This window comes from Chitinophaga alhagiae (genome assembly GCF_003568665.1).
In the GTDB taxonomy this organism is placed as follows: Bacteria; Bacteroidota; Bacteroidia; order Chitinophagales; family Chitinophagaceae; genus Chitinophaga; species Chitinophaga alhagiae.
Genome location: NZ_QXMH01000005.1, coordinates 215444 through 241054 on the forward strand (window position 1 = coordinate 215444; position 25611 = coordinate 241054).

A 25611-nucleotide genomic window follows, 5' to 3' on the forward strand; every position below is an offset into this window, starting at 1 on the left:
TTTTGTTTTTATAGCACAAAGTTATACCGGGCCGGAGCGGCGGAATAGAACAAAAGTGACAAAATCACGTTCCGGCAGAAGATCCGTAAGCCAGGTATTCCCCGGGCGTGAGGGCGGTAAATTCCCTGAAAGCGCGGATAAAGTGGCTCTGGTCTGCGTAGCCGTGGCTGAAAGCAATATCTGTGAGGCTTTTGAACCGGCGTTTGTTCAACTGCCGGAAAGCGGCGTTGAACTGGCTGATGCGCCTGAACCGGGTGGGGATAATGCCGATGTTCTTCTCGAAGAACCGCTGAAAGGTACGTCCGGTCATATAAAGCTCCTGCTGCACTGTTGCCAGGTTCTTTTGAGCGGGCGCACCGGCAATCTGCTCCACGGCATATTGTATCATGCGCATGTCTGTGTTGATCCTGGTAGTAAGGCTGAAGATGTAGTTATCCAGCAGCGCCATCATTTCTCCGGCGCCGGCCGCGTTGAGCAACTGCTCCTGGAGGCCCGCCCTTATGGACGGGGGTAACAGGTTCAGGTCAATGGGGCTGTCTGTCAGCTCCTGGGCGGAAACGCCGAACAATGCATTCAACGCGTAAGGTTTGAAGAAATAGGCGATCAGGGTAAAATTTTCCGTAATGGTGAGCGTATCGGGGAATACCGTTTGCCCGAACAGCGTGAGGTTGTTGGTAGCGTTCCCGATTTTTCCCCTGGCCGTCTGGAACAGCAAGGTGGGCATGCCATTGGCGAAGAGCGGCAGTACAAAAGGTGTGGTTACCCGGAAGTGCTCTATAACGAGTACTTCCTGAACGTATTCCGCAATGCGGGGAGCCGGTGGCAGGTACGTAGCTATCATACAAACCAAAGGTAAACTCCGGAAACATATTTATACGGGGCTGAACGCGACAATTGACGGGGGGATTTGGGCCGCTCTTACAACGCCCCAAACTCCTGCCGGTAATGCAACGGGCTTATCTCCATCCGCGTCTTGAACATCTTGTAAAAATGAGACACATCCCCAAACCCGCTGTCGTAGCAAATATCCGAAATGCTTTTGTCTGACTGTATAAGCTGCTGGGCGGCATAGTTGATCCGGTATTCAATGACCGTTTCCATAAAGGTTTTGCGGGTGATGCGCTTGAAGTATTTACAGAACGCGTTCGGCGTCATGCCGGCAATGGCGGCGGCCTGGTTGAGTGATACCTCTTTGCGGAAATTTTCTACCAGGTAAGCGAAGATGGGGCTGATCCGGGTTTGATTGGCGGGTGAAAGCTCCGCTATCAGCCGCTGCTGGTCAAGCAGTAGATATTCTTTCGAAACCGCCAGTTGTTGCAATATTTCCAGCAGGCGCACCAGTTTTTTGAAGTTGTTCTTTTCCGCTGCCAGCTCTCTAACCTGCGCCTGCACCTGCTTTTGCGTGTTGTTGAGGAACTGGATGCCGCTGCCGCTCCGCTGAAACAGTTGGCGGATATTGGCCAGCTCGGCTTTGGAGAAAAAATCGCCTCCCAGGAAGTCTGGCGTGAACTGGATCACGATGGAACGCGCGGCAGGCCCGTTCTTTAAGCCCGGCTGCAGCTTCCAGCAATGCGGTACATGCGGGCCCAGCAGCACCAGGTCTCCGGCCGAAAAATCTGCCATGTTGCTGCCTGCATAGCGTTTGCCGCTTCCCTGCACGATCCAGGTCAGTTCATATTCCGGATGAAAATGATATGGCGCGGCAAAGCCTGTTTTCCCGAACGTTCTGACCAGGAAGGAGTGGTTGCCCGCGGGCTGCAGCACTTCGTAAGATGCTTTCAGCATGGCCTTTTTTATTGCAAAATAGGTATATCCGGCATAAATGGATAATATTCCCCAATAAATGACCAATTTCAGCATTGTTTACCCGCCCGGGGATGTCTTATTTCGTGCTACCAAAACTTGCCACTTATGCATACAGCCACCTCCACCCTGCCCGATCTCAACAATGAAGGGGTTATCACGCCCGCGCAGGCGGAAGCCTTCCGGAAAGACGGGCATATTCTAATCAGCAATGTGCTGGACCCCGGCGAAGCCGCCGCATACCGCAACGTGATCGGTGACGCCGCCAACCGGTACAATACAGAAAAACGGAAAATGGAAGACCGGGATACCTACGGCAAGGCCTTTCTTCAGATCATGAACTTGTGGCGGGTAGATGAACAAGTGAAGAAATTTGTGCTGGCCAGGCGCTTTGCAAAAATGGCCGCAGACCTGATGGGGGTGCAGAACGTGCGCATCTATCATGACCAGGCCCTCTTCAAGGAACCCGGCGGCGGCCCTACTCCCTGGCACCAGGACCAGTATTACTGGCCTATTGATACGCATAACACCATTACCATGTGGATGCCATTGGTAGATATTGATGTAGACATGGGCATGCTCACATTTGCCTCCGGGTCTCACAAAAACGGGGTGGTGTTTGATTATGAAATATCTGACGAATCTGAGGGTGCGTTCAATCAATACGTCAGCGAACGGCAATTTCCCGTTACCCGCGCTTCCACCATGAATGCCGGAGACGCCACCTGGCATTACGGCTATACCATTCACAGCGCGCCGGGCAATCACTCGTCCCGGATGCGGGAGGTGATGACGGTGATCTATATGGCAGACAACGCAAAGATCACCGCGCCCAAACACAAATGGCAGCGGAATGACCATGCCACCTGGCTGATGGACCTGCCAGTGGGCGGGCCGGCCGCATCTGAGCTGAACCCGCTGGTGTTGTAGCCTACTCGTCTTCTTCCAATATGGCAAGATGCTTGCTGCGCACCTGCCGCCAGTCCGGCGTATCTTCCCCGTATTGTTGGAGGAGCTGCCGCAGGGCCGCGTCCTCTACCTTGCGGCCCAGGTATTTCTGCAGGTCTGCCAGCAGCAGCAGGTATTTTGCTTTGTCCAGTCCCGTAAGGCTCTCTCCCATGGCGGTATACTTGGGCAGCATGCTTTCCGCCAGCAGTGGGTCTTCTTTGGAGTATACAACATCATACAGCACCGCAAAGGCCTTTGCATGTGCGGGCGCTTTCAGCGTGCGGAAAAAACGGTCTGCTTCGGTAGATTTCTCTCCTATGAACAACGTATTACCGCCCGGATCTGTCAGCGTAAACCGGCGGTCTCCAACCAGGTTGCGCACCTTCGTGATCTTCGGGAAACCGGTGCGCGGTATTTTGCCGTAGTGCTGTTTCAACGCGGCGGTGAATACCCGGTTCACTTCATCAACATCCTGCACCATCAGGAAACACATGGTGGGGTTTTCATGAGGCGCCGCTTTGCGGCTGCCGTAGAAATGCAGCTCAATGTTTCCCCGTTGCAGCGCGGCGTAAGGATTGGGAGAGGTATATACGCCCAGTACCTCAAAACCCAGCTCCCTGTAAAATGCTACCTGTACCCTGATATCCGGGCACGGCATAATGGGGATCACCTTTTCCCGGGCGCCCGTGTTGTTTTGTGTTGTTGCCATAGCCTACAAAGGTAGCTGCCGCCATTTTCCCGGAATTGTAAAAAACAGACATTTTCAATAGGGCATTACCGCCATATACTTGCGAGGGCTGAAACCGGAAAACTTTTTGAAATCGTTGATAAAATGGGCCTGGTCGTAATAACCGAGGTGGTGCGCCACGTCTGTTAAACTATCCAGTTTTTTATAAGACCCCAGGGAAGATTCAAAGCGGAGTATCCTTGCGTACAGTTTGGGGGTAAAGCTGGAAAACGCCCTGAACCTTCTTTCGAACTGTTTTTGGGATAAGGAGCACTCACCAGCCAGATCGCGGATGCTGACCGATCCTTTCATGCCCCTCATTCTGCGGATGGCGTGCATGATGGCGGGGTCTGCCTGCGCTACCTGTTGCCATTTTGCTTTCAGGTATTGCGTCATGATCTCCACCCGGTCGGGAAAGGTACGCCCCCGGGCCAAACTGTCAGCCAGGATAGCCGCACCGCCTGGGATCAGTTCGTCAAGGTCTATCAACTGGTTGGTCAGGCGGGATGCCGGGATGTTGAAAAAGAAAGGAACGGCATAAGAATGCAATGACACGCCGAACATGTCTGAAAAGCCGCCGGTATCTATGCGGCTATGGTTTTCTGTATGGCCTTGTACCGAAGAGAATACGGTGTTGGGTCTATGCCTGTTCCAGCCGGGAGCAAAGGCAAAAGCCAGCTCCGTAGTGGTGCAGGCCGTTGCATGGTAGCTGAAGTGCTGCTGCACGCCCGCATGCCACCGGCTGCACCAGAAATGGCTGACAAAACCCTCCAGCGCTTTGCAGGGCGGCGCAACCTCATATGTAACGGCTTCCAGGTGCATTTTTTACCGCCGGTGTTCTCCGGCAGGCCAAATATCCGAAAAGTTTTAATCTCCCCTCCCCTTGATTATTTCCTAGTTTGTAGTATCTTGTACATTACATTTAATGTAATGTGATTACCTATTCGTCTATTTTGTTGCTGGAAGATGACCCAGACGATCAGGACCTGTTTCTTGATATTATTAAAGAAATAAGCCCGGATACACCGATTGATGTTGCTATAGCCAGGCATGGCGCGGAAGGCCTCCTGCTACTGCAGGAAAAAACGCCGGAAATAATATTCTCCGACGTAAATATGCCCGTTATGGATAGTTTCCAGTTTGCGCTGGCCCTGCACGATAATTTCCCCTCCCTGAAGATACCCATTGTCATGATGTCTACCGCCAACCTCCGGCGGGACATTGCCTACGCCGAATTTCTGAACATATTTCATTTTATTCAGAAGCAGAACACGCGGGAAGAAATGAAAGGGAAGATACTGGAAGCGCTGGTAATGCTGTTCCCCGGGGGATAATTGCACACAAGGCAAAAGAGCATGCCTATACTGCTGCCGCGCGGCAGCAACGGCCATGACGTTAGGTCAAATCTTAACCCAAAATTCATATTTTACATAGCAGCAATGCCCTGTTGAATACCGTACGCCACCGCTGCTTTCGGCCTGGCCGCACAACAAGGCTTTACCTTCAGCCCTGCCGCTACGGGCAATTTTATACGTGCGTCAAAGGGCGGCACGCACGGGTTTTGTGGCGTTTGGCCGCGGCATCCGCAGAGGCGGCGTTATACCGCAAATGGGGCTGACAGACATTGCGCCGCTGATCAACCACCTGCTGCAGTTGAACATGCCCGCGGGAGATGGCATGTTGTATAACGGCATACTGACCAAATAAATATTTTGATGGCTACATGAAAAAAGCCGCGTCAATCTCATCGTTGATGCGGCTTTTTTGAATCCTGTACTTCGTATAAATTAATATTTCACCGTCATCCCGATATTAAACGCGGCGCCCCTCCCCTTTGAATAAAACCCGGGGATCATGAACCATTGCGAACGCGCCGGGAAATAATCTGCATTGAAGAGGTTCTCAATGCCCAGAGTGAGCATGGTGCTGCGCGTTACGCGGTAGCTGGCGTTCAGGTTGAAGAGGTGGTATGCCTTTACAATACCTTCGTTGCCTTTGTACAATCCGCTGGGCAGCTTGCTGAACCGGTCCCGCTCCAGCACGCCGGTGTATTGCAGTTGCAGTTCCAGCGTGTTCAACGGCCTGTAATGAACGCTGCCGCCGGTTTTTGGGGTTGCTATCCGGCGGCCGTTGAGGTACATATTGTAATCACCGGTACGGCCGGTATCTGACTTGCCTTCCACATAACTGAAAAATGCATGGAGGTCCAGGTTGGCCACCGGGCTGTATTGCGCCGTGGCCTCAAAGCCATAGGTCCTTTCAGGTGTGCGGCTCACGTTGAACAGGTCTGTAGCGGCGTCATACACCATTTCAGCTCCCAGCGCGGAGGTGCTCACAAAACCCGTCAGCTCGAAGCGTACTTTATTCGCTTTGCTGACAAAGCCCAGTTCGTAATTATTCACCAGTACGGCCTCTGTATTGATCTTGCTGATATTGTCCACCTTTGCGTCACGAAGGGCCAGGCCTACGTCTGCTACGGAGAAGCCTTGCGAAAAGCTGGCATACGGCTGAAAAGCGGGATATTTATTAAAGCGCACACCTGCATTGAAGAGTGTGGCCGTGTATTCCAGGTCGCCGCCGGCAACGGCAAAGCTGGGCGTAACGGTACCACCGCTTGCGTTGGTGATCCGGAGCGTTGTATAGTCATTCACCCCTATCTTCACTTTTTCGATGCGCAGGCCGCCTTTCACCACCAGGTGGTTGAAGAAGGCCCATTGCGTTTCCGCGAAAGGCGCTATGTTGAACATTTTCATTTCCGGCACCCATACACGCCCGTCTACCAGCGGTTGCGAGGTAACGTCGTGGATGAGGTCCGCGCCGTAAGACAAACTGCCATGCCCACCCAGGGGCGAGCTGAACATGAAGCGGAACCCTTTTTTCTGTGCCAGGGTGTGAGATTGCCCGTCTCCCCCTTCAAAGCGGCCCAGCGATACGTAAAACACATCGTCGCGGGAGGCGTAATAGGCATCCGCATGCAGGGAAGTACCGCCTATCAGGCTGTCTGCCTGCCAGGAAAGCTGCACGTTATGGTTGCCGTTAATGCCTGTGGGCTGGCCGTCTTGTTTCCCCAGCACGCCCGTAGCGGGCTGGCCGGTGAGGAAGTTGCCGTTCACGAGCGTATAATTGGAATACTGGCGGCTGTTATAATAGTTGTACATCAGCTGGATGCGATGGCGGCTGTTGGGCGTGTAGCCCACTTTGGCAAAGGCGTTGTAACTGTCCGTTTCCCCAAGGCTGTAGTTGGTGCCCACCAGCTGGCCTTTGGCATCTTTCCACTCGCCCGTGCGCTCGTACATGCCGCTCACTACATAGTCGAATTTCCCGAGCCTGCCATGCAGCTGCTGGCCGAGGCGGCCGCCGGTGCTGTTTTTCAGCCCGGCAAGCGAGCCGGTAAGGTTCACGGTGGTACGCCCGGCTATGGGGGCATCTTCTTTCGGGGAAAGCGTGATGTAGTTGATCAACCCACCGGCCGCGCCGTTCCCGTAAATGGCGGTAGCGCCTTTCACCACGTCTACCCGTTCCAGCACGGAAGGGTCTATAGAGCGCATGTCTACTTCGCCATTGCGTAAGGGGGTAGACTGGGGAATGCCGTCAATCATCACCAGCACGGAACGCCCGCGGAGAGACTGCCCCACGTTGCTGTTGGTTTGGGCAGACGGCGCCAGCCCCGGCACCTCGTTGGCCAGTATCTGGGTAAGATCTGTGGTAACGGCCATGTTATCTTCCAGCGCCTTGCGGGTAATAACGGTTACGGAAGACGGCACGTTAGACAGCGTTTCCGGCTTGCGGCTGGCGGATACGATCACTTCGTCCAGCTCGCGGGAGGCGGGCTCCAGCAGCCAGTCTGCCGTCAGATTTTCCCGCCCCAGTTCAATGGTCCTGGTCTGAGGCGCATAGCCCAGCAGGGATACCACGATCTCCGCCGTACCCTGGCGCGCCGTTTCCAGGGAGTAGCGCCCTTCTTTATCTGTATATGCGGCGTCAGACGAGCCTTTGATCTGTACAACACTATACCGGAGCGGCCCCTGCGCCGAACGTACCACGCCTTTGACGGTGATTTGCTGTGCGGCGGCGGTGATCACGAGCAAAGCACAGGCGCAGCTAAGGATTATAAATTTATTTAACATCTATTATTGAAAATTTCCGCAAAGTTACTATTTGCGGAATGCGGGGAGTGTCGGATCGGGAAATTATTTGTGCGGGAGGGAAAAAGCAAAGCCCCCGTTTACCGGAGGCTTTGCTTTTATTATCAGGTATTATCCTCACTTCAGATCAAACCTATCCAGGTTCATCACCTTATCCCAGGCCGCCACAAAATCTTTCACAAATTTCTCCTGTGCGTCCGCGGCGCCGTATACTTCGGCTACCGCTCTCAGTTCAGCGTTGGAGCCGAACACCAGGTCTGCGCGGGTAGCCGTCCATTTTACGGCGCCGGTGTCACGGTCGCTGCCTTCATACAGCTCCCTGTCTTCACCCGCTGCCTTCCAGGCGGTGCGCATGTCCAGCAGGTTCACAAAGAAATCGTTGGTGAGCTGACCAGGCTTGCTGGTGAAAACGCCGTGTTTGGAACCGTCATAGTTGGTGTTCAGCACGCGCAGGCCGCCTATCAGCACCGTTAACTCCGGCGCTGTCAGCGTGAGCAGATGCGCTTTATCTATCAGCAGTGCTTCGGTGGGCACCGGCAGCTTTGATTTGCGGTAGTTGCGGAAGCCGTCAGCGAACGGTTCCAGGTAACCGATTGATTCCACATCGGTTTCTTCCTGAGAAGCATCTGTACGGCCGGGCGTGAAGGGAACGGTAACGGCGTGGCCCGCGTCTTTAGCGGCCTTTTCCACACCGGCGCAACCAGCCAGAACAATGAGGTCTGCCAGCGATATTTTTTTACCGCCTTTTTGCGCGGCGTTGAACTCTTTTTGAACACCTTCCAGCGCGCTCAATACTTTTTGCAGCTGCGGCGGGTTGTTTGCTACCCAGAACTTCTGCGGCGCCAGGCGGATGCGGGCGCCGTTGGCGCCACCGCGCTTGTCTGACCCGCGGAAGGTAGATGCGGAAGCCCATGCAGTGGTAACCAGTTCTGACACGCTGAGGCCGGTGGCCAGCACTTTGGCCTTCAGGGCGGCCACATCCTGATCGTCTACCAGCTTGTGATCAACATCGGGAACGGGGTCTTGCCAGAGCAACACTTCCTCCGGCGCATCGGCGCCAAGGTAGCGGGCGCGGGGACCCATATCGCGGTGAGTGAGTTTAAACCATGCGCGTGCAAAAGCATCGGCAAAGGCATCCGGGTTTTCGAGGAAGCGCCGGGATATTTTTTCGTAGATGGGATCGAACCTTAAAGAGAGGTCTGTGGTCAGCATGGTAGGGCGGTGCTTTTTGGCGCCGTCAAATGCATCGGGAATAATATCGTCCGCATTTTTGGCTACCCACTGATGCGCGCCCGCCGGGCTTTTAGTCAGCTCCCATTCAAAGCCGAACAGGTTCTCGAAAAAGTTATTGCTCCATTGGGTGGGTGTTTTTGTCCATATCACTTCCAGGCCGCTGGTAATGGTGTCTGCGCCTTTGCCGGAGCCGTAGCTGTTGGCCCAGCCCAGGCCCTGCTGCGCCAGGTCTGCCGCTTCAGGCTCTTTGCCTACGTGGGTAGCCGGGGCGGCGCCGTGGGTCTTTCCGAAGCTGTGACCGCCGGCAATGAGGGCCACGGTCTCTTCATCGTTCATGGCCATGCGGCCAAAGGTATCGCGGATGTCTTTAGCGGCGGCAATGGGGTCAGGGTTGCCATCTGGCCCTTCGGGGTTTACGTAGATCAGCCCCATCTGCACGGCGGCCAGTGGTTTTTCCAGGTTGCGTGCGTGGATGTGGCCGTCCGCATTGTCATCTGAAGACACTACGCCATGCTCCTTCGGAACGCCGGGAGAGCCGCCGGCATAACGAATATCTCCGCCCAGCCAGGTGGTTTCCGAGCCCCAGTATACATCTTCATCAGGCTCCCAGGCATCTTCACGCCCGCCGGCAAAACCGAAGGTCTTGAAGCCCATAGATTCCAGCGCTATGTTGCCGGTGAGGATCAGCAGGTCTGCCCAGGAAAGGTTGCGGCCATATTTCTGTTTGATAGGCCAGAGCAGGCGGCGAGCCTTGTCAAGGCTCACATTGTCCGGCCAGCTGTTCAACGGCGCAAAACGCTGCTGGCCTGAACCGGCGCCGCCGCGGCCGTCAAATACGCGGTAGGTGCCCGCACTATGCCACGCCATACGAATGAACAAGGGGCCGTAGTGGCCGAAGTCTGCCGGCCACCAGCTCTGCGAGTCCGTCATCAACACATGGAGGTCTTTTTTCACAGCTTCCAGATCGAGCTTTTTAAAAGCCTCGGCGTAGTTGAAACCTTCCTCCATGGGGTTGGATTTGGACGAGTGCTGGCGAAGGATGTTTACCTTCAGATGGTTGGGCCACCAGTCCAGGTTGCGGGTACCGCCGCCGCCAACGTTGTGCTTCAAGCTCCCATTGTGGAACGGGCATTTACTGATGTCGTTTGATTCTCCCATTGTTTATAAGTTTATGGTATTGAATAGATACTTGCTTGCACCTTGCATGTGTGCAGTTGGGTAAAAGTAGCACTTTAACGATATAATCATAATCTATTAATTCAATAACAGAATAGGTAAAATCTATTTATCTGATCTGTACACTACCTGTCCTTCCTTGATGGTTTCCACCACTTTGATATCCTTTATTTTCTCCGGTGCAACGGTGAGCGGGTTGTCATCGAGTATCACCAGGTCCGCCAGTTTCCCGGCTTTGATAGAGCCTTTCCTGTCTTCTTCGTGATACTGCCAGGCCGCGTGAATGGTGATGGCCTTCAGCGCGTCCAGTGGCGTTATCCACTCATCCGGGCCCAGTATCCTGCCAGATCTTGTTTTCCTGTTAACCGCGGCATATACGGCGGTAATCAGGTCTGGCGGGGTAACGGGGGCATCGTGATGAATGGTGAAGGTGATACCGGCTTTTAAAGCGGAATGGGCAGGACTGATAAAAGCGGCCCTTTCCGGCCCAAAAACGCTGGAATAATGCCAGTCTCCCCACAAATACACATGCGTGGAAAAATAAGAGGGGATCACGCCGGCCGCCTTGATGGCCGGTATATGGTCTGGCCGGCTGTTCTGGACATGGATCAGCGTTGCCCGCAGCGCGGTGTCATAAATCCCTTCGTTCTTCAACCGCTGTATAACACGGAGGGCCTGATCTATGGCCGCATCGCCGTTGACATGCAGTTGTGCCGTGATCTTGTTTTGAAACAGGGTCTTAAGATCGGCATACAGCGTGGAATCAGTAAAAATGGGGAAGCCTTTATAGCCAGGCCCCTGCCCTTCAGGCGGAACAAGGTAGGGTTGGGTAAGCCAGGCGGTTTTCCCCTGCGGGGAACCATCGTCAGAAAACTTGAAACCGCCCAGTTTCAGGTGATGATGGTATTGCATGTATTGCGGCCGGAAACTGTCCAGTTTGGCCTTGAAATATTCATAATCCGGGAAATAAACAACGTCTGCCTTCAGCAATTGCTTGTTTGCGGCTTCCCTGAGAAGGTCAACACTGGCGCCCATCGTTCTCCCGTCGCAAATGGTGGTTTGCCCGTAGCGCAGCCATTCGTCCTGCGCTTTCAGCAGGTCTTCCAGCGCTTGCGCGGGCGTATGGGACATTTTCTCCGTCAGGGCGATCAGCGCGCTGAAACTAGCGTTCTCTTCCAGTTTCCCGTTGAGCTTGCCGGTCTTTTTATCCCGGCCCAGGTGGCCACCCGCCGGGTCTGCTGTTGTTTCACTGATACCCAGCAGCTGCAGCATGGCCGAGTTGGCCACGCTGGCATGGCCCGATGCATGGATCACGATGATGGGATGCACGGTGCTCACGGCATCCAGCTCCGCCCGTGTGGGGTGGCGGTGACCGGTCATAATAGCATCGTCATACCCGTTGCCGATAACGGGCTGATGGGCCCCTATCTTATGTTCAGCGATATAAGTCTTTAGTACCTGCTGCAGGTCTGCAATGGAATTTACCGCGCCGTATGGCCCGGGTGCAAGGTCTACGGCCTGCATCATGCCCGCCCTTGAGGTAATGTGGCCGTGGGCGTCTATAAAGCCCGGCAATAAAGTATGGCCTTTCAGATCGTACTGGATGGTGGAATCTCCCAGGTATTCTTCCGCCGCTGCCCTGTTGCCCGCAAAAATTATAATGCCGTCTTTGACAGCCACGGCCTCTACCGTTGGAGCAGCGTTCTCCATGGTCAGGACGGGACCGCCGGCATAAATGACATCGGCCGCGTTCTTGTCTTTTCCGCTTTGGCAGCCCAGCAGCAATACGGGTAGCAGGTAGCGCACTATTTTCATGTAAGGCCTTTTAACATATAACTCCGCAAATCCGTAAAATGTTTCATGTTACCCCGGAAATGCGCGTAACGAGATAATTGCAGAGGGCCTGGTAAAACAGGCCGCTTTCTCTTTTCTCCGGGGGCATATCATTGAATTACTGTTATTTAGTAGATTTGTTGCATAACCTGTCAGCCATATGCACACCGGAAGAAGATACACCCCTTATGAGTTTTTCAGATGGACATTGCGGGATACACTTTGGTTATTGCTGATCGCTACCGTGCCCACAGTGCTATATGCCTGCGGGCTTTCTTTTGTGGCCCTGCCCTGGCAGCCCGTTGCCATACTGGGTACCGCGCTGGCCTTTATAGTAGGTTTCAAGAACAACGCCAGCTATGGCAGAATATGGGAGGCGCGCCAGATATACGGCGGTATTATCAATGACAGCCGGAGCTTTGCCTACACCTTGCGGGATACATTGGGCGGTAAACACGCGGAAACGGTCAAAAGAATGTTTTACCGCCACTTTGCCTGGCTCACCGCGCTCCGCTTCCAGCTAAGGGAACCGCGCTCCTGGGAAAACATGCAGCGGCACAGCAACCAGGATTTCCGGGTGGGCCATTACACCGTTCCGGAATGGAACGGCAAGCTGGACGATGAGCTGAAAGAATACTTACCGGAAGAAGAGTGGCGGTATATTCTCTCCAAAAAGAACAGGGCCACGCAACTGGTAGCCCTGCAGTCTGAAACGCTGGCCGCCCTGCGGCGGGATGGTGAGATCAACGACTTCCAGTGGACGGCGCTGCAGCGCGGCATCGCCGCCTTTACAGATGGCCAGGGCAAAGCGGAGCGCATCAAGAATTTCCCCTACCCGCGCAACTTTGCTTCTATCACCACCTACCTCCTTTTTATCTTTATCATCTTGTTGCCCTTCGGGCTGCTGAGGGAATACAGCAGGCTGGGAGACGGCACCTTTCTGCAAGGCTACACCGTCTGGTTCAACATCCCCTTTTCCGCCATTGCCGCCTGGGCCTTCCATGTGCTGGACACGGTGGGCGAAAGCGCGGTGAACCCGTTTGAAGGCAGCGCCAATGACATACCCATCACACAGATCAGCCGCACCATAGAAATAGATATGCGGGATATGTTGGACGAGCCCTCGCTGCCTGAGCCCATCACACCGCGGAACAATATTGTACTGTAACACAAAACCACCACGTTTACCATGCTGGAGCACTTTCCTTTTTACCTGGCGCTGATCGTACTCATTGTATTGCTGATCATGCTGGCCAACAAGATCAAGGTAGCCTACCCTGTATTGCTGGTGCTGGCCGGCCTGGGCGTATGCCTCATACCCGGCACTCCGCCGCTGAAAATAGACCCGGAACTTATTTTCATCATCTTTCTCCCGCCCCTGCTGTATGAAGCGGCCTGGGCCAATTCCTGGAAAGAGCTATGGCATTGGCGGAGGATCATTGGCAGCTTTGCGTTTATAGTAGTGTTCCTGACGGCGGTATCCGTAGCGCTGGTAGCCAACTCGTTCATCCCCGGCTTTTCCCTGGCGCTGGGTTTTGTGCTGGGCGGTATTGTGTCCCCGCCTGATGCGGTGAGCGCCGCGGCCATCCTGAAATTTGTAAAGGTGCCGAAAAGAATGGCATCCATATTGGAAGGGGAAAGCCTGCTGAACGATGCATCTTCGCTCATCATTTTCCGCTTTGCCATGATAGCGGTGGGCACCGGGCAGTTCATCTGGTATGAGGCGGCGCTGAGCTTTGTGTGGATGGTGATAGGCGGCGTAGGCATCGGCCTGCTGATAGGCCTCATTTTCCTGAAAGCGCACAAGTGGCTGCCAACAGACGTGAACATGGACATCATTTTCAGCCTCGTAACGCCCTACGCCATGTACATAGCGGCAGAAGAGGTGCATGCCTCCGGCGTGCTGGCGGTAGTGAGCGGCGGGCTGTTTTTATCTTACCACCGGCATGTGTTCCTGAGCAGCTCTTCCCGGCTGAAAGGCGAGAACGTATGGCAGAGTTTTGTGTTTTTGCTGAACGGGCTGGTATTTATGCTGATAGGGCTGGACCTGCCGGAGATCACCGCTGGCCTGAAAGATGAAGGCATCGGTTTTTATGAAGCCACGGCATACGGCCTGCTGATAACGGCGGTGCTGATACTGGGCAGAATGATAGCGGCCTTCGGCGCCCTCATCGTCACAAAAATTGCCAGCTATTTCATTACGGTGGCAGATCGCAACCCCGGCACCAAAGCGCCGCTGGTAATGGGGTGGACGGGCATGCGGGGCGTGGTTTCCCTGGCAGCGGCCTTGTCTATTCCCGTGGCGTTGGAAAATGGCACGCCTTTCCCCCACCGTGACCTGGTGCTGTACATCACCTTCATTGTGATACTGGTCACACTGGTGTTGCAGGGGCTGACCCTGCCGGCGCTGATCAGGAAAGTGCAACTGCCTGATTATAACGACCACCTGCCGGAAGAGGAAACAGAAAACCTGATCCGGGAAGAGCTGGCCAGGGAATCGTTGGGTTATTTAAAACAGCATCATGCCGCGGAACTGGAACATAGTTTTGTACTGCAAAAGCTGGCTAACCAGTGGCGCAACCAGCTGGAATCTGATGAAACTGTACATGTTCCCGCAAACATCAAATCCATCTATAAAAACCTTCTGGACAACCAGCGCCAGTTACTGCTCCGCAAGAACCGGCTAGAGCAGCGGATCGACGAAGAGATTGTCAGGAAGTTCCTGCATCAGATAGACCTGGAAGAAGAGAAACTGAAACACGCATAGGCCGCTACTCAGTCTGCAATGACCTCACGGGATTGGTAAATGCCGCTTTCAGTGAATGGAAGCTCACGGTAGCCAGCGCCACCACCAGTGTAAAGACGCCCGCCAGCGCAAATACCCACCAGGAAAGACTGGTACGGTAAGCGTACCCGTTCAGCCACTGCTGCATACCGTACCACACCAGCGGAATGGCAATTACCGCCGCAATGCCGATCAGTACAATAAACTCCCGGGAAAGCAGCAGCATCACGCTGGAAGCGGACGCGCCGAGCACTTTGCGGATGCCGATCTCTTTAGCGCGGCGGAGCGTGCTGTACGCTACCAGGCCCAGCAAACCGAGGCAGGAAATAAAGATGGCCAGTATGGAAAAATAGAAGAAGAGGCTGCCAAAACGTTCATCTTGCTGGTACTGGCGGTTAAAGCCTTCATCCAGCAGGCGGTAGTCAAACGGCCGGCCGGCAATCTGCCGGTTCCAGGTTTGTTCAACGGCGGCCAGCGTTTCAGCAAACCTGGCCGCTTCCACTTTTACAGATAGCAGCGCCCAACTGCCCGGCTCTATGCGCATGGTAAGCGGTTGTATCTGCTGCTGCAGGGAATGGTAATGGAAATCTTTCAGCACCCCTATCACTTTGCCTTCTCTCCCCCACTGCTTGAACCGCCTGCCGATGGCCGCTTCCGGAGAGGCATACCCGAGCATTTTTACGGCGGCCTCGTTCAGCATCATGGCCTGCGTGGAATCTGTGGAAAACGCCGTGGAGAAAGCCCTGCCGGCCGCCAGCTTCAACTGGTATTGCGGAATGAAATCGAAGTCTACAAAATAGAGGTCTATATTGGATTGCTGGAAATCTCCATGCACGTTCTCCATTTCCGAATAGGCGCTGGTATGGTCACGCCCCGGCGCGCTGGAGGAGCGGGTGGCAGACAGCACGCCCGGCAGCTCCCTAACGGCATGCCGGAAAGATTCCGCGCCCGGTATTACACCTGTTGTAACCACAATGGTCTGGTCTGGCTGAAAGCCCAGGTCTTGCTGCTGCATGAAACGCATCTGTTTATAGACCACAATGGTGGCAATAATAAGCGCCAGCGAAATGGTGAACTGCGCCACTACCAGCCCCTTGCGCATGGAAACGCCGCTTTTCCCCGTTGTGAACCGGCCTTTCAGCACCTTCACCGGCCGGAAGGAAGACAATACCCATGCCGGGTAAGTGCCCGCCAGCAAGCCGGTAACTACCGCGCCCAGGAACAGGTACAGCAACGCCATATTTCCCAGCAGCGACCGGTGAAAAATGGTTTTGCCCGCCAACTGGTTGAAGAGCGGGGACAACAGCATGCACAACACTACAGACAATACAAACGCAAACAGGCACAACATCACAGACTCGCCAAGGTACTGCATCACCAGCTGGCGCTGCCCGGCGCCCGCTACCTTGCGCACACCTACCTCCCGGGCACGTTCTGCGGCGCGGGCCGTAGAAAGGTTGATGAAATTGAAACAGGCAATAAGCAGGATCATCAGGGCCACCACGGTAAAAATGCGAACGTTGCCCTTGTTGCCGGTAATGCCGGCATAGGCGCGGTAGCCCCAGTTGAGATAAACGTCTTTCAGCGGCATCAGGCGGTACGTATAATGCATCTGGTACTTATCCATCATTTCGCCGATGCGTCTTTCCAGGAAAGCAGGGAATTTGGCTTCGAGCGTTTTATAGTCTGTGCCGGGCTTCAGCAGCAGGTAGGTATATGGCGAGTGATTGGTCCAGTTGGTCATACTATTGGCATACAGGGCGCTCATGGTAGACATGGAAACCACCACGTCCGCCTTCAGCTGCGAGTTTTCAGGAAATGCATCCATCACCCCGGTTACCGTTACCAGCGCGGTGGTATCTTCCAGCGGCACCTTGAACGCTTTGCCCATGGGGTCTGCATGGCCGAACAGTTTCCGGGCCGTTGCCACAGACAGCACGGCGGTGTAAGGCCGCGCCAGCACGGACGCGGCGTTGCCCTGCAGCAGCCTGAAATCGAACATGCTGAAAAAAGCGGAATCTGCCAGCAAGCAGTTGGGCACTATGAATTTTTTATCCTCATGCGTCAGGATCAGCTCCGTAACCGCAGTACGGGCAAATGTTTCCACCTCCGGAAATTCCTGCGCAATGGCGGGGCCTGCCGGGAAAACAGAAATACCGTTGGCGATGGTCTCCGTGGGCGTGATCACATCGTCAGACAGCCGTACAATGCGGTCCGCCTTGCTATGAAAATCATCATAACTCAGCTCGAAATGTACGTAGGAAAGAATAAAAAAGCAGGCTGTAAGCCCCGCAGCGAGCCCCGCGATGTTGATAGCGGAAAATATTTTGTGCTTCCAGAGGTTGCGGAAAGCTATCTTGATATAGTTGCTGACCATAAGGAAAAGATATACCTGCTTGCCACAAGCATCTTGCCATTTGCCTTAGGCAGTCGGGACAAGGGTTTCAGCAGGGAGGCCCTGCCAAAACTGTCCGATATCGGACAAATTCCGTTCGCATGCGGACAGGAGCGCGCGCCGCTTTTTAGCGGTACCCCTTCAGCGAGACGGGCATCAGCGTTGGGAACGTCCACGCAAAATGATGCTGCTCGTAGATGATAGGTTCATGCGGGCGGGTGTAGGCCTTATATGCGTCATCTCCATAAATGCCGTACATGGCCACAAAAAGGTTGGCCGGCCAAAAACCGATGGCGCCGGGCTTGCCGGTATTCGGGTCTTTGAACCATTTCCATTCGTTGGGATGCTGGTTGTAATACAGCAGGTAATCCAGCGCATGTTTGATGGAGCGCTGCTCCCTGGTATACGTAAAAAGGTCTTCTCCTGTTGCGTTATATACGATCCAGCAGGAAGCGGTGATAGGCGCCAGGGAAAAATAGGTATACCAGATGCCGTTCTTTTCCCGGCGGGTCTCTTCGGGCATGCTGCCGTCTGCCGCTATTTTGTGGAACAGGTCTGATCTGATCAGCCTTGCGTTCTCCGCAACATCTGCCGCATCATCCAGGTAATAAGCGGCCAGCAACGAGCCCATGCGGCCCCAGTCCGCCCAGTTGTTCTTGCGGTTGCGGATGGAGTTGGCGGCCTTGCGGTACACATTTTCCACCCATACGGAAAACAGCTGCCGGTCTGCCTTCTTCCACTTTTTGTAGGGCCGTATCAGCTCCGCCGCCATCATCATGGACGTGCCGGAATAACTCATCACCAGCGGCCCGTCGAAGTCGGAATATTTTTTGTTGATAGACGCCCATGCGTTCAGGAAGTACAGGGCCTTTTTGGCATACGCTGATTTCCCGCTGAGCTGCCAGGCCAGCGCGCAGGCATAGGCGCTGAAGCCGTCTTGCTGAATGGCCTGTGAATTGGCACGGTGCTCTTTGGGTTTGACGTAATAACCGGGAACGCTGAAATCTGCCAGTGCGTGGTGCTGCACCTGCAAAATGGAATCCGCCTTGTGCAGCAACTGAAGATAAGCCCCGTAATAAGGCTCCCGTTGCTGCCGTACCTGTTCCTTTACAAAATCTATCTGCGCTTTAGGGTGCATGCCGCCAGGGTGGTCATAGGCCATGAGGCCGGCAGACAGCAACAGAAAAAACGGCACCAGCATCAGGCGCATAAAAAGGGTAGCTTTTGGTTTCATAACGTGAATGTATATACGGGCCGGTTCCGTTGCCCGGCTCCTGCCATGTAAATAAGTACTAAAATAACAGATAGTTCTGAAAATTTCACCTGCTTTATTTGACACCGGGCCATATGGACTTTACCCGGAACACTTCCAGTGAAGTAACGGTGATGTTGTTGCCGCTGAACCTGAAACCGTCCCGGTTGCCGGGCTCCGCCCGCCGCTCCATGGAGGTGGAGAAGGCGCCGCCGTCAAAGAATACTTCCACAGAAGAACGGTCTATGTAAATATCCGCGGTCAGCTCCATACTGGCAGGGTTTTGCGGTGAATAGAACATGCCGTTCAGCATGTTGAAATTGAGATCGTACGCTACCAGGCGCTGGCCAAACAGGCTCAGGGCGGCGTCTGTAGCGTGAGACAGGCGGATGGTGGCCCTGATACGCAGCCGGTCCGCATCATTAAAGGCGGCCAGGTGGCGGTTGGCGGCACCGGCGGTCAATGCCGTCCATTTACCGGCGGGGGCGAACAGTTGCTCCGCTTCCTTTACCGGCACGCTGAAGAGCCGTATGCCGTCTTTGGTGTTGCGCAGGGTCAGCACGGTGGGGAGCAGCATCATGTTATTGAACGGCATGCCGCGTTGCGGGATGCGCCCCCATCCTATCTGTATCCTGCGGCCGTCTGACGCGGGTATGTTGTTGAAGGTTTGCGCGGCGTAAATGGAGCCGGCGGAAAAATAATACTTGCCGCTTTCCGGCGTGAAGGTTCTGCCGTCAAAAGATCCCAGCATATAGGTGTTGGACGCGCCGTACATCACCCATTTTTTCTGCCCGGGCATGCCTTCCACCGGCAGCTCAAACAGGTCAGGGCATTCCCAGAAGCCGGTAACGTGGCTCTGGAACGTCCATTCTTTCAGGTTGGCGGAGGTATAGATAGAATGCCCGTCCCGCTCGTTCAGTACCATTACCCAGTGCTGGCCGGGCTGGTACCAGAACACCCGCGGGTCACGCGTATCCTTGCTGTTCCATTTGGCTTTGGAGTCTATTACCGGGTTGTTGCCGTACTTGGCCCAGGTGCGGCCTTTGTCAAGACTGTAAGCTACGCACTGCACCTGTTTCTCCGGGCTGTCTGCCGTATACAGCGCTACCATGACGGGCTGCCCCGGCTTGCCGAAACCGGAGGTATTGTTATGATCGATCACGGCGGAGCCGGAAAACATGGTGCCGGTCTTGTCTGGATGCAACGCTACCGGCAGCTCTTCCCAGTGAATGAGGTCTTTGCTGACGGCATGGCCCCAGGACATGTTTTCCCATTCCCGCTCAAAGGGATTGTGCTGGTAGAAAAGATGATACTCCCCTTCATGAAACACCAGGCCGTTCGGGTCATTGATCCAGCCGCGGCGGGTGGAGAAATGGTATTGCGGCCGGCGCTGCTCATGGTAGAGCGAATCCTGGCCGGCAATGCGGTCGTCCTGATAGATATGCCGCAGGCCCGCGCCATCCCCTTCGTACGTGATCTTTACCTTTTTACCCTGGTAGGCGCTCATGTCTGAAAACACCCAGTATTCAGGGTCAGGACTTAGCCTGATGAGAAAACGCCGCACCTCCCCGCCGTTTGCCTGGTACTCCATGTAAGCACGCTGCTGTTGTTGGGACACCGGCAGGTTGAGGTAACGTTTCGTAATGGTGATGGTAGTGTCTGCGGCGGTGGCGGATAGCACACCGCCAAGCAGGATGGGCAGTAACATTTTTTTCATGCGCGGGAAGGCCTTATGGTGACCTTTTAAAGATAAACATAATTACCGTAGTTCTTTTTTGAAGCCGAAGTTGTAGTATTCAATTATGTAGGACATATGATATTTCCCTTTCATCACCCGCATCACCAGGTATCCCTCCTTCAAATGGCAAAAAGCTCCATCATCCGCGCCGCTGACGTTCCGCTACAGTCCGCGCTGATATTGTTGTTGCGGCTCCTGGTAATAGTTTTTTCCAGAGACGGCCGTTCATGGAGCGCCGACTGCAGCAGGTAAGATTATGGATTGATGCGCAAGGCATCTTCCCATTTTAGTTTACCGGGATAACCCCAATCTTTTTTCGCCGGATCACAAAAGTCGCCATAAGCGCGCATCTCTGCGTAGAGTAAATTACGCATGGCCAGCACTTTGGGCTGATATTCTTTCCTGTTTGCCAGGTTCTCCTTTTCAAAGGGATCTTTGGCCAGGTCGAATAACTGCACAGGGTGTTGGCCATTGACGTTATACAGCACGAGCTTCATGCTGTCTTTCACCAATGCCCGCTGCAGGTTGGAATAAGTAAGGAAAAGCTGCTCACGCCCTTTAAAACGCCGCTGCCGGAACGCGCTTTGCAGCGAGCGGCCGGCAACGGTGGGCGGTGCGGCAAGGCCGGTCATTTCACACAAGGTGGGGAAAACATCATTGAGGTAACAATAAGCGGCTGACCGGCGGTTGGCGGGGATGCCCGGCCCGCTGAACACCAGCGGCACGCGCATGGAATGATCATAAAGGTTCTGCTTGCCCAGCAGGCCATGCTGGCCAACGGCCAGGCCATTGTCTCCCGCCAGTACAATAATGGTATTCTCATACTGGCCGCTCTGGCGCAATGCATCCAGCACCCTGCCTATTTCATGATCTACTTCACTGATCATAGCGTAATACTTTGCAATCTCCTGCTTTACGCTGCCAGGCGTACGCGGCGTGGGCAGCAACTGTTCGTCACGTACCTTCAGCTCGCCATTGTCAAACGGATGCACAGGAAGATAGTTAGGCGGCAGCGAAATGCGGGCGGTATCGTAAAGCGACATGTATTCCGCGGGCGGCGTACGCGGGTCATGCGGGGCCGTAAAGGCCACATACATCAGGAAAGGCTGCTGCGGGGTTTGCTGCAGGAAGCGGATAGCCGCGTCTGCATAACAAACAGATGAAAAACTCTCTCCCGTAAAAACATTCTTATACAGGCCGGCAGTATCGTAGTGATGCAGCTGGGGTTTCCAGTGGCCCCCGGCCATTTCGGTATGCATGCCGCCGAAGAAGATATTGTCTCCCGCAGAAAAGGAACGGTTGAAGGAAGCCTTGTCGCTATGCCACTTCCCGGTGGAAAAGGTCATATACCCATGCCCGCGGAACACTTCGGGGAACGTTTTCTCTGAAGGCGGGATCACGCCACCATCCCGGTGTACCTTGAACACGGTGCGGGAGGTCATCAGCATGGCCCTGCTGGGCGCGCATACCGCCCCTCCCAGAGACCCCATAATGTGGGCCTGTGTAAAAGTGGTGCCGCTTTGTACCAGTTTGTCCATATTCGGGGTATGAACGTCCGGGTTGCCGAGGGAACGGATGGTATTGAACCGCTGGTCGTCTGTAAGGAGCACAAGTATGTTGCGGGGCTTGTTTTGCTGGGCATGGAGCTTGTTTGCGGCAAACAATACGATAAAGAGTAACATGACGTGGTGGCGTTGCATACTGATGGATTTCCGTTCAAGATATTACGAAAGCGCCAGGTGTGGTTATACTTTTTTAGCAAAAGGCGATGGTGAATTACTGGTTGGGATATTGAACAGGCCCCACGCCATCCCGATCTTGTGGGCAAAAGGTTCAACAAGCGCTTTTCGGGAAAGCCCGAATACATCTGCTTGCCCGTTTCTACACCGGAAGTAGTGGAAGCCGTGCAGGACGCTGTGAGCAGCGGGCGGCGGTTGGTAGTGCGCAGCGGCGGGCATTGCCTGGAAGGCTTTGTGTCAGACCCGGCGGCGTGCCTGTACCCAATGAACAGGCAGACGGCTGTATGATCAACCACCCTGATACAGACCTCGCAGATCCGGCGTGGAACCAGTCAGGCGTGCCATGGCATACGCTATACTATAAGGAGAATTACGCCCGGCTGCAACAGGTAAAACGCAATTGGGACCCGCTGAACGTGTTTCATCATGCCTTGTCCATCAGGGCGGGCGATTAACGGCGGAAAAATTTGCCTGCTTATACTGAAGTATTGCTGTTAACGTATTTCACAACCACCGCCTCACTCTCTTCCGGTAGTCATCATATTCCTTGCCAAAATCCCTGTGCAGCCGGGGTTCCTCACGGTACCGTACAAACAGGTAAAAGCAAAGGAAGATCACAGCGGCATACAGCCATAGGTACACGTTCCCCCAGGCCAGGGCTTCTCCCAGCAACGTCAGCATCACGCCAATATACATGGGATTGCGGGAATACCGGTACAACCCGGCTACTACCAGCTTTTGCGTAGGGTCTGCTGGAGACAGGGTACCGGCGCCCTGCAAGGCAAACTGCACAATGCAGGCGAGTACGATTATTACGCCGGCGGCAAACACGGCAATGCCGGTGTAGTGAAGCCAGGGCGCAACCGGTATGGCACGGCCGCGCATAATCAGGTAAGGTATCAACCCGGCCACTACGCCGGGCTGCAAAATGGTAAACACGAGGTTTCTGAGCAATAAGGACGCTTGTCCGCTGTTTTTTGCTTTCATGGTACCTGCCTGTTATTGCAATTCGATCCATACCGGCGCATGATCGCTCGACTTTTCCCAGCCGCGCACATACGTATCTACCGCCGCTTTTTGCAGCCGCGGTACCAGCTGGGGGCTGAGCAGGAAGTGATCTATGCGGAGGCCGGCATTGCGGCCAAAGGCATTACGGAAATAGTCCCAGAAGGTGTAAATGGTCTCATCGGGATGAAGATGGCGTACCGCATCCGTCCAGCCCTGCATCATCAGTTCCTGGAAGGCGGCGCGTGTTTCAGGGCGGAAGAGCGCATCGTCTACCCAACGTTCAGGCTTGTAGACGTCTTTTTCGGTAGGCATCACGTTGAAGTCTCCCGTTAGCACTACCGGCAATTCCTGCGCCAGCAGCTCTTTGGCATGTGCCTGCAGGCGTTTGAACCAGCTGAGCTTGTAATCGAATTTGGGGCCGGGCGCCGGGTTGCCATTGGGCAGGTACAGGCAGCCAATGAGTACGCCGCCTACCACGGTTTCTATGTAGCGGCTGTTCACATCGTCCGCGTCACCGGGCAATGCGCGGCGCAGTTCCTGTATCTCGCCTACCCTGGAGAGAATAGCTACGCCATTCCAGCTTTTCTGGCCATGCCAGTTCACATCATAACCCGCGGCGCGGATGGCCAGCTCGGGAAACTTTTCCTGCGGGGCTTTCAGCTCCTGCAGGCATACTACATCCGGCGCGCACTCTTCCAGCCAGCGGAGCAGCACCGGCAGGCGGCTGTTGATGCCGTTAACATTATAGGTGGCTATTTTCATACAATGGTTGTTCAGTTCAGACCCTCAAGTTAGGGATAATATTTTTACGCCGTACCATGGTTGGTGACTGGCGCGGCATGGCAGCCATGGCTCCCACGCCGCGCTATCAGACACCTGCGCTGATCATCATCTTGTCAATCCCAAATGGATAGCCATTTCCACCGGTGTTGCCGGCTTCTCGATATCCAGCTCTTTTTTTAGCAGCAGCGGCGGTTGAGCCAGAAACCTCGGCTCTTTGCCTCTATGAGGCTGCGCCGCATGCGCAATGAACGGGTGGCAAAGATACACGGTACCCGCTTTGCCGGTGGCCAGCACTTCTTCCCTTGCAGGCAGCGCATCCAGCCGGGAGGCTATTTCCATAAAGGAAAGCCCCTGCTCTCCCGCCGGTTGCAGCAATTTAGCCACATCAAGATGGGAGCCCTTGCGGATACGGGTGGGGGCATCCTGCTCCCCTACGTCCGAAAACAGGAAAAGCATCAGCAATGCCCTGTTTTTTGAGCGCACGTTCACACGCCAGTCCACAAAGTTATCGGGGTGCTGACCCGGAAAGCTGGCGTCTACATGCCAGCCGGCATCCCCGGGATCTTCCGGAGAAGGGAAACGGACCGGGAAAGTGCCCATGGCCATGCAGGGCAGCCATTTCCCCGGCCCTGCCAGTTCGTCAAAAGCCTGGTGAAGCAAAGGGGTGTTGGCCGCTTTCACAAACGGCCCTGCTGTGAACATGCCCAGCCGCACTACCGGGCGCGTCCAGGTAGCCGGGTTATGCGGGTCTTCGGGCATGTTGCCCCAGAGCATGTTCCGGGCCTCTTCCGCCAGCTCGGCTGGGAATGCGCTGTCTATGCGGAGGAAACCTTCTTCTATAAATTGTGTTGTTTGTTGCGCTGAAAAAATATCTGCCATGATGTTTGTGTATTGGGTACCAGCCAGATGCTGAGGCAGCAACCGGTTTGTACGGTAATAAAAAATCGGATCGGGGAAATAGCATACAGGCGCCTGAAACAGACGCCCTGCCGGAACGGCATTGATGGAGGGTGCTTAAAGTGTTGGTGTCATTCTCATGGTTAGCACAAAAGTAGGCAGAAATATTTTACGCAGCAAATAACCGGCAACGTTAGCGCTGCTTATATGCAAAAGGCCCGCACCGGGTGCAGGCCTTTTGCCGTCTGTTGTAAAATACGTTTAACGGACCTGCCCCCTGATAACCCCATCCGGGTGGGCATTGGTATGTACATTGGTGTATAACGATTCTGTTCTCAGCGCGCTGGCCGTAGCCTCGTCTACTGGTATCATTTTTGAGATGCCGAAATCTGCCGCGTTGGCGCAAAGCCCCACCAGCACGGCCCCGTTGGCGCCCGCATTGCCATGGTGTATATGCGCCGCGGTCAGCGTTTCACCGTCCGGCAGCCCTTCAACCGTTACCCGGGAATACAGCTTGCGGTCTATGGTGAGGCGCACCAGCGCCCTGCCGGTAGCCAGCGTGACCACCGGCGGCACTTCATACAGCCCGTTCATTTCCACATCCGCCGCCATAATGATGTCACTGTTCACCGTACCCCTCACCAGGCCGGCCGGGAACTGGGTGGAATGTACGTTGAAATAGATATCGTTCTGGGTGCTTTTCAGGCTGTCCGCGAGCGACTGGCGCAGGGTGATCTCGCCGGAAGCGGAAGTGCCGCTGAAAGCAGGGAAAGGCAGGATGATGGGGCCGTTGGTAACCGGGTCTCCTGTGTGAAAATGCGCCATGGTCAGCTGGTCATCAGCGGCCAGGTTTTCCACCCTGAAAGAATATTTTAATGTCTTGTTGTAGAGTTGCATGGTCAGGAGCCCCGTTTCCGTACGACCGGCGGGTGTGGGGTTTTCCAGCTTGGTGCTGAGCGGGATGCTCCAGATGATGTCAGGCTTGGGGTTATTTTTGCTGCAGGCTGCCAGTGTCAGCAAACCTGCAGCGGCCAGGATACGGCTATTTTTCATAATGAAGGATTTGATACGAGCAGAGCAACGCAAAAATGGCTCCAAAAGTTGGATCTTTTTATATGATGGGCAATTCTCCGCGTTTTGATCTTCCTC

Annotated in this window: 22 protein-coding genes; 7 read left to right on the forward strand and 15 right to left on the reverse strand. The window is 54.6% G+C overall.

Annotated elements, in window-relative coordinates; translation table 11 throughout:
• Positions 1-64: 64 nt before the first annotated feature.
• Both D3A97_RS23025 and D3A97_RS23030 read right to left on the reverse strand, forming a co-directional pair.
• Positions 65-841: a helix-turn-helix domain-containing protein gene (locus D3A97_RS23025; protein ID WP_119080916.1), complete on the reverse strand. Its 777-nt coding sequence runs from the start codon at positions 839-841 to the stop codon at positions 65-67.
• A gap of 77 nt (positions 842-918) precedes the next feature.
• Positions 919-1785, reverse strand: a complete 867-nt coding sequence (locus tag D3A97_RS23030; RefSeq protein WP_198674146.1) for an AraC family transcriptional regulator — start codon at positions 1783-1785, stop codon at positions 919-921.
• 126 nt (positions 1786-1911) lie between these two features.
• Between D3A97_RS23030 and D3A97_RS23035 the strand changes: the two genes are divergently transcribed.
• Entirely contained in the window at positions 1912-2733 is an 822-nt protein-coding gene (locus D3A97_RS23035) for a phytanoyl-CoA dioxygenase family protein (protein WP_119080918.1), read from the forward strand.
• A gap of 1 nt (position 2734) precedes the next feature.
• On the opposite strand, the gene D3A97_RS23040 is transcribed toward D3A97_RS23035, so the two are convergent.
• Both D3A97_RS23040 and D3A97_RS23045 read right to left on the reverse strand, forming a co-directional pair.
• Entirely contained in the window at positions 2735-3460 is a 726-nt protein-coding gene (locus tag D3A97_RS23040; protein WP_119080919.1) for a DUF8817 family protein, read from the reverse strand.
• A 54-nt stretch (positions 3461-3514) separates the two neighbouring features.
• Positions 3515-4300 (reverse strand): helix-turn-helix domain-containing protein, encoded by a 786-nt coding sequence (locus D3A97_RS23045; protein ID WP_119080920.1) that lies wholly within the window; start codon positions 4298-4300, stop codon positions 3515-3517.
• A gap of 110 nt (positions 4301-4410) precedes the next feature.
• On the opposite strand from D3A97_RS23045, the gene D3A97_RS23050 reads away from it, so the two are divergent.
• On the forward strand, positions 4411-4812 hold the full coding sequence (locus D3A97_RS23050; RefSeq protein ID WP_119080921.1) for a response regulator: 402 nt from the start codon (positions 4411-4413) through the stop codon (positions 4810-4812).
• 199 nt (positions 4813-5011) lie between these two features.
• Positions 5012-5185, forward strand: coding sequence for a hypothetical protein (locus tag D3A97_RS24950; protein ID WP_157986719.1), 174 nt, complete (start codon positions 5012-5014; stop codon positions 5183-5185).
• Positions 5186-5265: 80 nt separating this feature from the next.
• On the opposite strand, the gene D3A97_RS23055 is transcribed toward D3A97_RS24950, so the two are convergent.
• The 3 genes from D3A97_RS23055 to D3A97_RS23065 all read right to left on the reverse strand — a co-directional run bounded on the left by D3A97_RS23055 (position 5266) and on the right by D3A97_RS23065 (position 11847).
• Positions 5266-7560 carry a TonB-dependent receptor gene (locus D3A97_RS23055; protein WP_232826061.1) on the reverse strand — a complete coding sequence of 765 codons (2295 nt, stop codon included), beginning with the start codon at positions 7558-7560 and terminating at the stop codon, positions 5266-5268.
• 180 nt (positions 7561-7740) lie between these two features.
• Positions 7741-10014 (reverse strand): catalase/peroxidase HPI, encoded by a 2274-nt coding sequence (katG, locus tag D3A97_RS23060; RefSeq protein ID WP_119080923.1) that lies wholly within the window; start codon positions 10012-10014, stop codon positions 7741-7743.
• A gap of 123 nt (positions 10015-10137) precedes the next feature.
• Positions 10138-11847 carry an amidohydrolase gene (locus tag D3A97_RS23065; protein WP_119080924.1) on the reverse strand — a complete coding sequence of 570 codons (1710 nt, stop codon included), beginning with the start codon at positions 11845-11847 and terminating at the stop codon, positions 10138-10140.
• Between the two features lie 178 nt (positions 11848-12025).
• Here D3A97_RS23065 and D3A97_RS23070 point away from each other — a divergent pair, with 178 nt between their 5' ends.
• The gene (locus D3A97_RS23070) at positions 12026-13033 is read left to right on the forward strand and encodes a bestrophin family protein (RefSeq protein ID WP_119080925.1); all 1008 of its coding nucleotides are present in this window, start codon (positions 12026-12028) and stop codon (positions 13031-13033) included.
• A 21-nt stretch (positions 13034-13054) separates the two neighbouring features.
• Positions 13055-14632 carry a Na+/H+ antiporter gene (locus D3A97_RS23075; protein ID WP_119080926.1) on the forward strand — a complete coding sequence of 526 codons (1578 nt, stop codon included), beginning with the start codon at positions 13055-13057 and terminating at the stop codon, positions 14630-14632.
• A gap of 4 nt (positions 14633-14636) precedes the next feature.
• Here D3A97_RS23075 and D3A97_RS23080 read toward each other — a convergent pair whose 3' ends face one another.
• The 4 genes from D3A97_RS23080 to D3A97_RS23095 form a co-directional block, all read right to left on the reverse strand.
• Positions 14637-17027 carry an ABC transporter permease gene (locus D3A97_RS23080; protein WP_119080927.1) on the reverse strand — a complete coding sequence of 797 codons (2391 nt, stop codon included), beginning with the start codon at positions 17025-17027 and terminating at the stop codon, positions 14637-14639.
• A 145-nt stretch (positions 17028-17172) separates the two neighbouring features.
• Positions 17173-18279: an alginate lyase family protein gene (locus D3A97_RS23085; protein ID WP_198674148.1), complete on the reverse strand. Its 1107-nt coding sequence runs from the start codon at positions 18277-18279 to the stop codon at positions 17173-17175.
• A 94-nt stretch (positions 18280-18373) separates the two neighbouring features.
• Positions 18374-20014, reverse strand: a complete 1641-nt coding sequence (locus D3A97_RS23090) for a glycoside hydrolase family 32 protein (protein WP_119080928.1) — start codon at positions 20012-20014, stop codon at positions 18374-18376.
• 275 nt (positions 20015-20289) lie between these two features.
• Positions 20290-21717, reverse strand: coding sequence for a sulfatase family protein (locus D3A97_RS23095; RefSeq protein WP_119080929.1), 1428 nt, complete (start codon positions 21715-21717; stop codon positions 20290-20292).
• Positions 21718-21906: 189 nt separating this feature from the next.
• Between D3A97_RS23095 and D3A97_RS23100 the strand changes: the two genes are divergently transcribed.
• Entirely contained in the window at positions 21907-22062 is a 156-nt protein-coding gene (locus D3A97_RS23100) for a hypothetical protein (protein ID WP_157986720.1), read from the forward strand.
• Positions 22059-22229, forward strand: a complete 171-nt coding sequence (locus tag D3A97_RS23105) for a BBE domain-containing protein (RefSeq protein WP_119080931.1) — start codon at positions 22059-22061, stop codon at positions 22227-22229. Before D3A97_RS23100 ends, D3A97_RS23105 begins: the two co-directional genes overlap by 4 nt.
• Before the next feature lie 49 nt (positions 22230-22278).
• Here D3A97_RS23105 and D3A97_RS23110 read toward each other — a convergent pair whose 3' ends face one another.
• The 4 genes from D3A97_RS23110 to D3A97_RS23125 all read right to left on the reverse strand — a co-directional run bounded on the left by D3A97_RS23110 (position 22279) and on the right by D3A97_RS23125 (position 25515).
• Positions 22279-22761, reverse strand: coding sequence for a methyltransferase family protein (locus D3A97_RS23110; RefSeq protein ID WP_119080932.1), 483 nt, complete (start codon positions 22759-22761; stop codon positions 22279-22281).
• Positions 22762-22773: 12 nt separating this feature from the next.
• Positions 22774-23544: an exodeoxyribonuclease III gene (gene xth, locus D3A97_RS23115; protein WP_119080933.1), complete on the reverse strand. Its 771-nt coding sequence runs from the start codon at positions 23542-23544 to the stop codon at positions 22774-22776.
• A 126-nt stretch (positions 23545-23670) separates the two neighbouring features.
• Positions 23671-24444, reverse strand: a complete 774-nt coding sequence (locus tag D3A97_RS23120) for a phytanoyl-CoA dioxygenase family protein (RefSeq protein WP_119081017.1) — start codon at positions 24442-24444, stop codon at positions 23671-23673.
• A 279-nt stretch (positions 24445-24723) separates the two neighbouring features.
• The gene (locus D3A97_RS23125) at positions 24724-25515 is read right to left on the reverse strand and encodes a CHRD domain-containing protein (RefSeq protein ID WP_119080934.1); all 792 of its coding nucleotides are present in this window, start codon (positions 25513-25515) and stop codon (positions 24724-24726) included.
• Positions 25516-25611 lie beyond the last annotated feature (96 nt).

Excerpts from the sequence above, each read along its gene's own strand:
- D3A97_RS23025 (WP_119080916.1), bottom strand. The coding sequence starts at position 841 with ATGATAGCTACGTACCTGCCACCGGCTCCCCGCATTGCGGAATACGTT.
- D3A97_RS23030 (WP_198674146.1), bottom strand. The coding sequence starts at position 1,785 with ATGCTGAAAGCATCTTACGAAGTGCTGCAGCCCGCGGGCAACCACTCC.
- D3A97_RS23035 (WP_119080918.1), top strand. The coding sequence starts at position 1,912 with ATGCATACAGCCACCTCCACCCTGCCCGATCTCAACAATGAAGGGGTT.
- D3A97_RS23040 (WP_119080919.1), bottom strand. The coding sequence starts at position 3,460 with ATGGCAACAACACAAAACAACACGGGCGCCCGGGAAAAGGTGATCCCC.
- D3A97_RS23045 (WP_119080920.1), bottom strand. The coding sequence starts at position 4,300 with ATGCACCTGGAAGCCGTTACATATGAGGTTGCGCCGCCCTGCAAAGCG.
- katG (WP_119080923.1), bottom strand. The coding sequence starts at position 10,014 with ATGGGAGAATCAAACGACATCAGTAAATGCCCGTTCCACAATGGGAGC.
- D3A97_RS23065 (WP_119080924.1), bottom strand. The coding sequence starts at position 11,847 with ATGAAAATAGTGCGCTACCTGCTACCCGTATTGCTGCTGGGCTGCCAA.
- D3A97_RS23070 (WP_119080925.1), top strand. The coding sequence starts at position 12,026 with ATGCACACCGGAAGAAGATACACCCCTTATGAGTTTTTCAGATGGACA.
- D3A97_RS23075 (WP_119080926.1), top strand. The coding sequence starts at position 13,055 with ATGCTGGAGCACTTTCCTTTTTACCTGGCGCTGATCGTACTCATTGTA.
- D3A97_RS23080 (WP_119080927.1), bottom strand. The coding sequence starts at position 17,027 with ATGGTCAGCAACTATATCAAGATAGCTTTCCGCAACCTCTGGAAGCAC.
- D3A97_RS23085 (WP_198674148.1), bottom strand. The coding sequence starts at position 18,279 with ATGAAACCAAAAGCTACCCTTTTTATGCGCCTGATGCTGGTGCCGTTT.
- D3A97_RS23090 (WP_119080928.1), bottom strand. The coding sequence starts at position 20,014 with ATGAAAAAAATGTTACTGCCCATCCTGCTTGGCGGTGTGCTATCCGCC.
- D3A97_RS23095 (WP_119080929.1), bottom strand. The coding sequence starts at position 21,717 with ATGTTACTCTTTATCGTATTGTTTGCCGCAAACAAGCTCCATGCCCAG.
- D3A97_RS23105 (WP_119080931.1), top strand. The coding sequence starts at position 22,059 with ATGATCAACCACCCTGATACAGACCTCGCAGATCCGGCGTGGAACCAG.
- D3A97_RS23110 (WP_119080932.1), bottom strand. The coding sequence starts at position 22,761 with ATGAAAGCAAAAAACAGCGGACAAGCGTCCTTATTGCTCAGAAACCTC.
- xth (WP_119080933.1), bottom strand. The coding sequence starts at position 23,544 with ATGAAAATAGCCACCTATAATGTTAACGGCATCAACAGCCGCCTGCCG.
- D3A97_RS23120 (WP_119081017.1), bottom strand. The coding sequence starts at position 24,444 with ATGGCAGATATTTTTTCAGCGCAACAAACAACACAATTTATAGAAGAA.
- D3A97_RS23125 (WP_119080934.1), bottom strand. The coding sequence starts at position 25,515 with ATGAAAAATAGCCGTATCCTGGCCGCTGCAGGTTTGCTGACACTGGCA.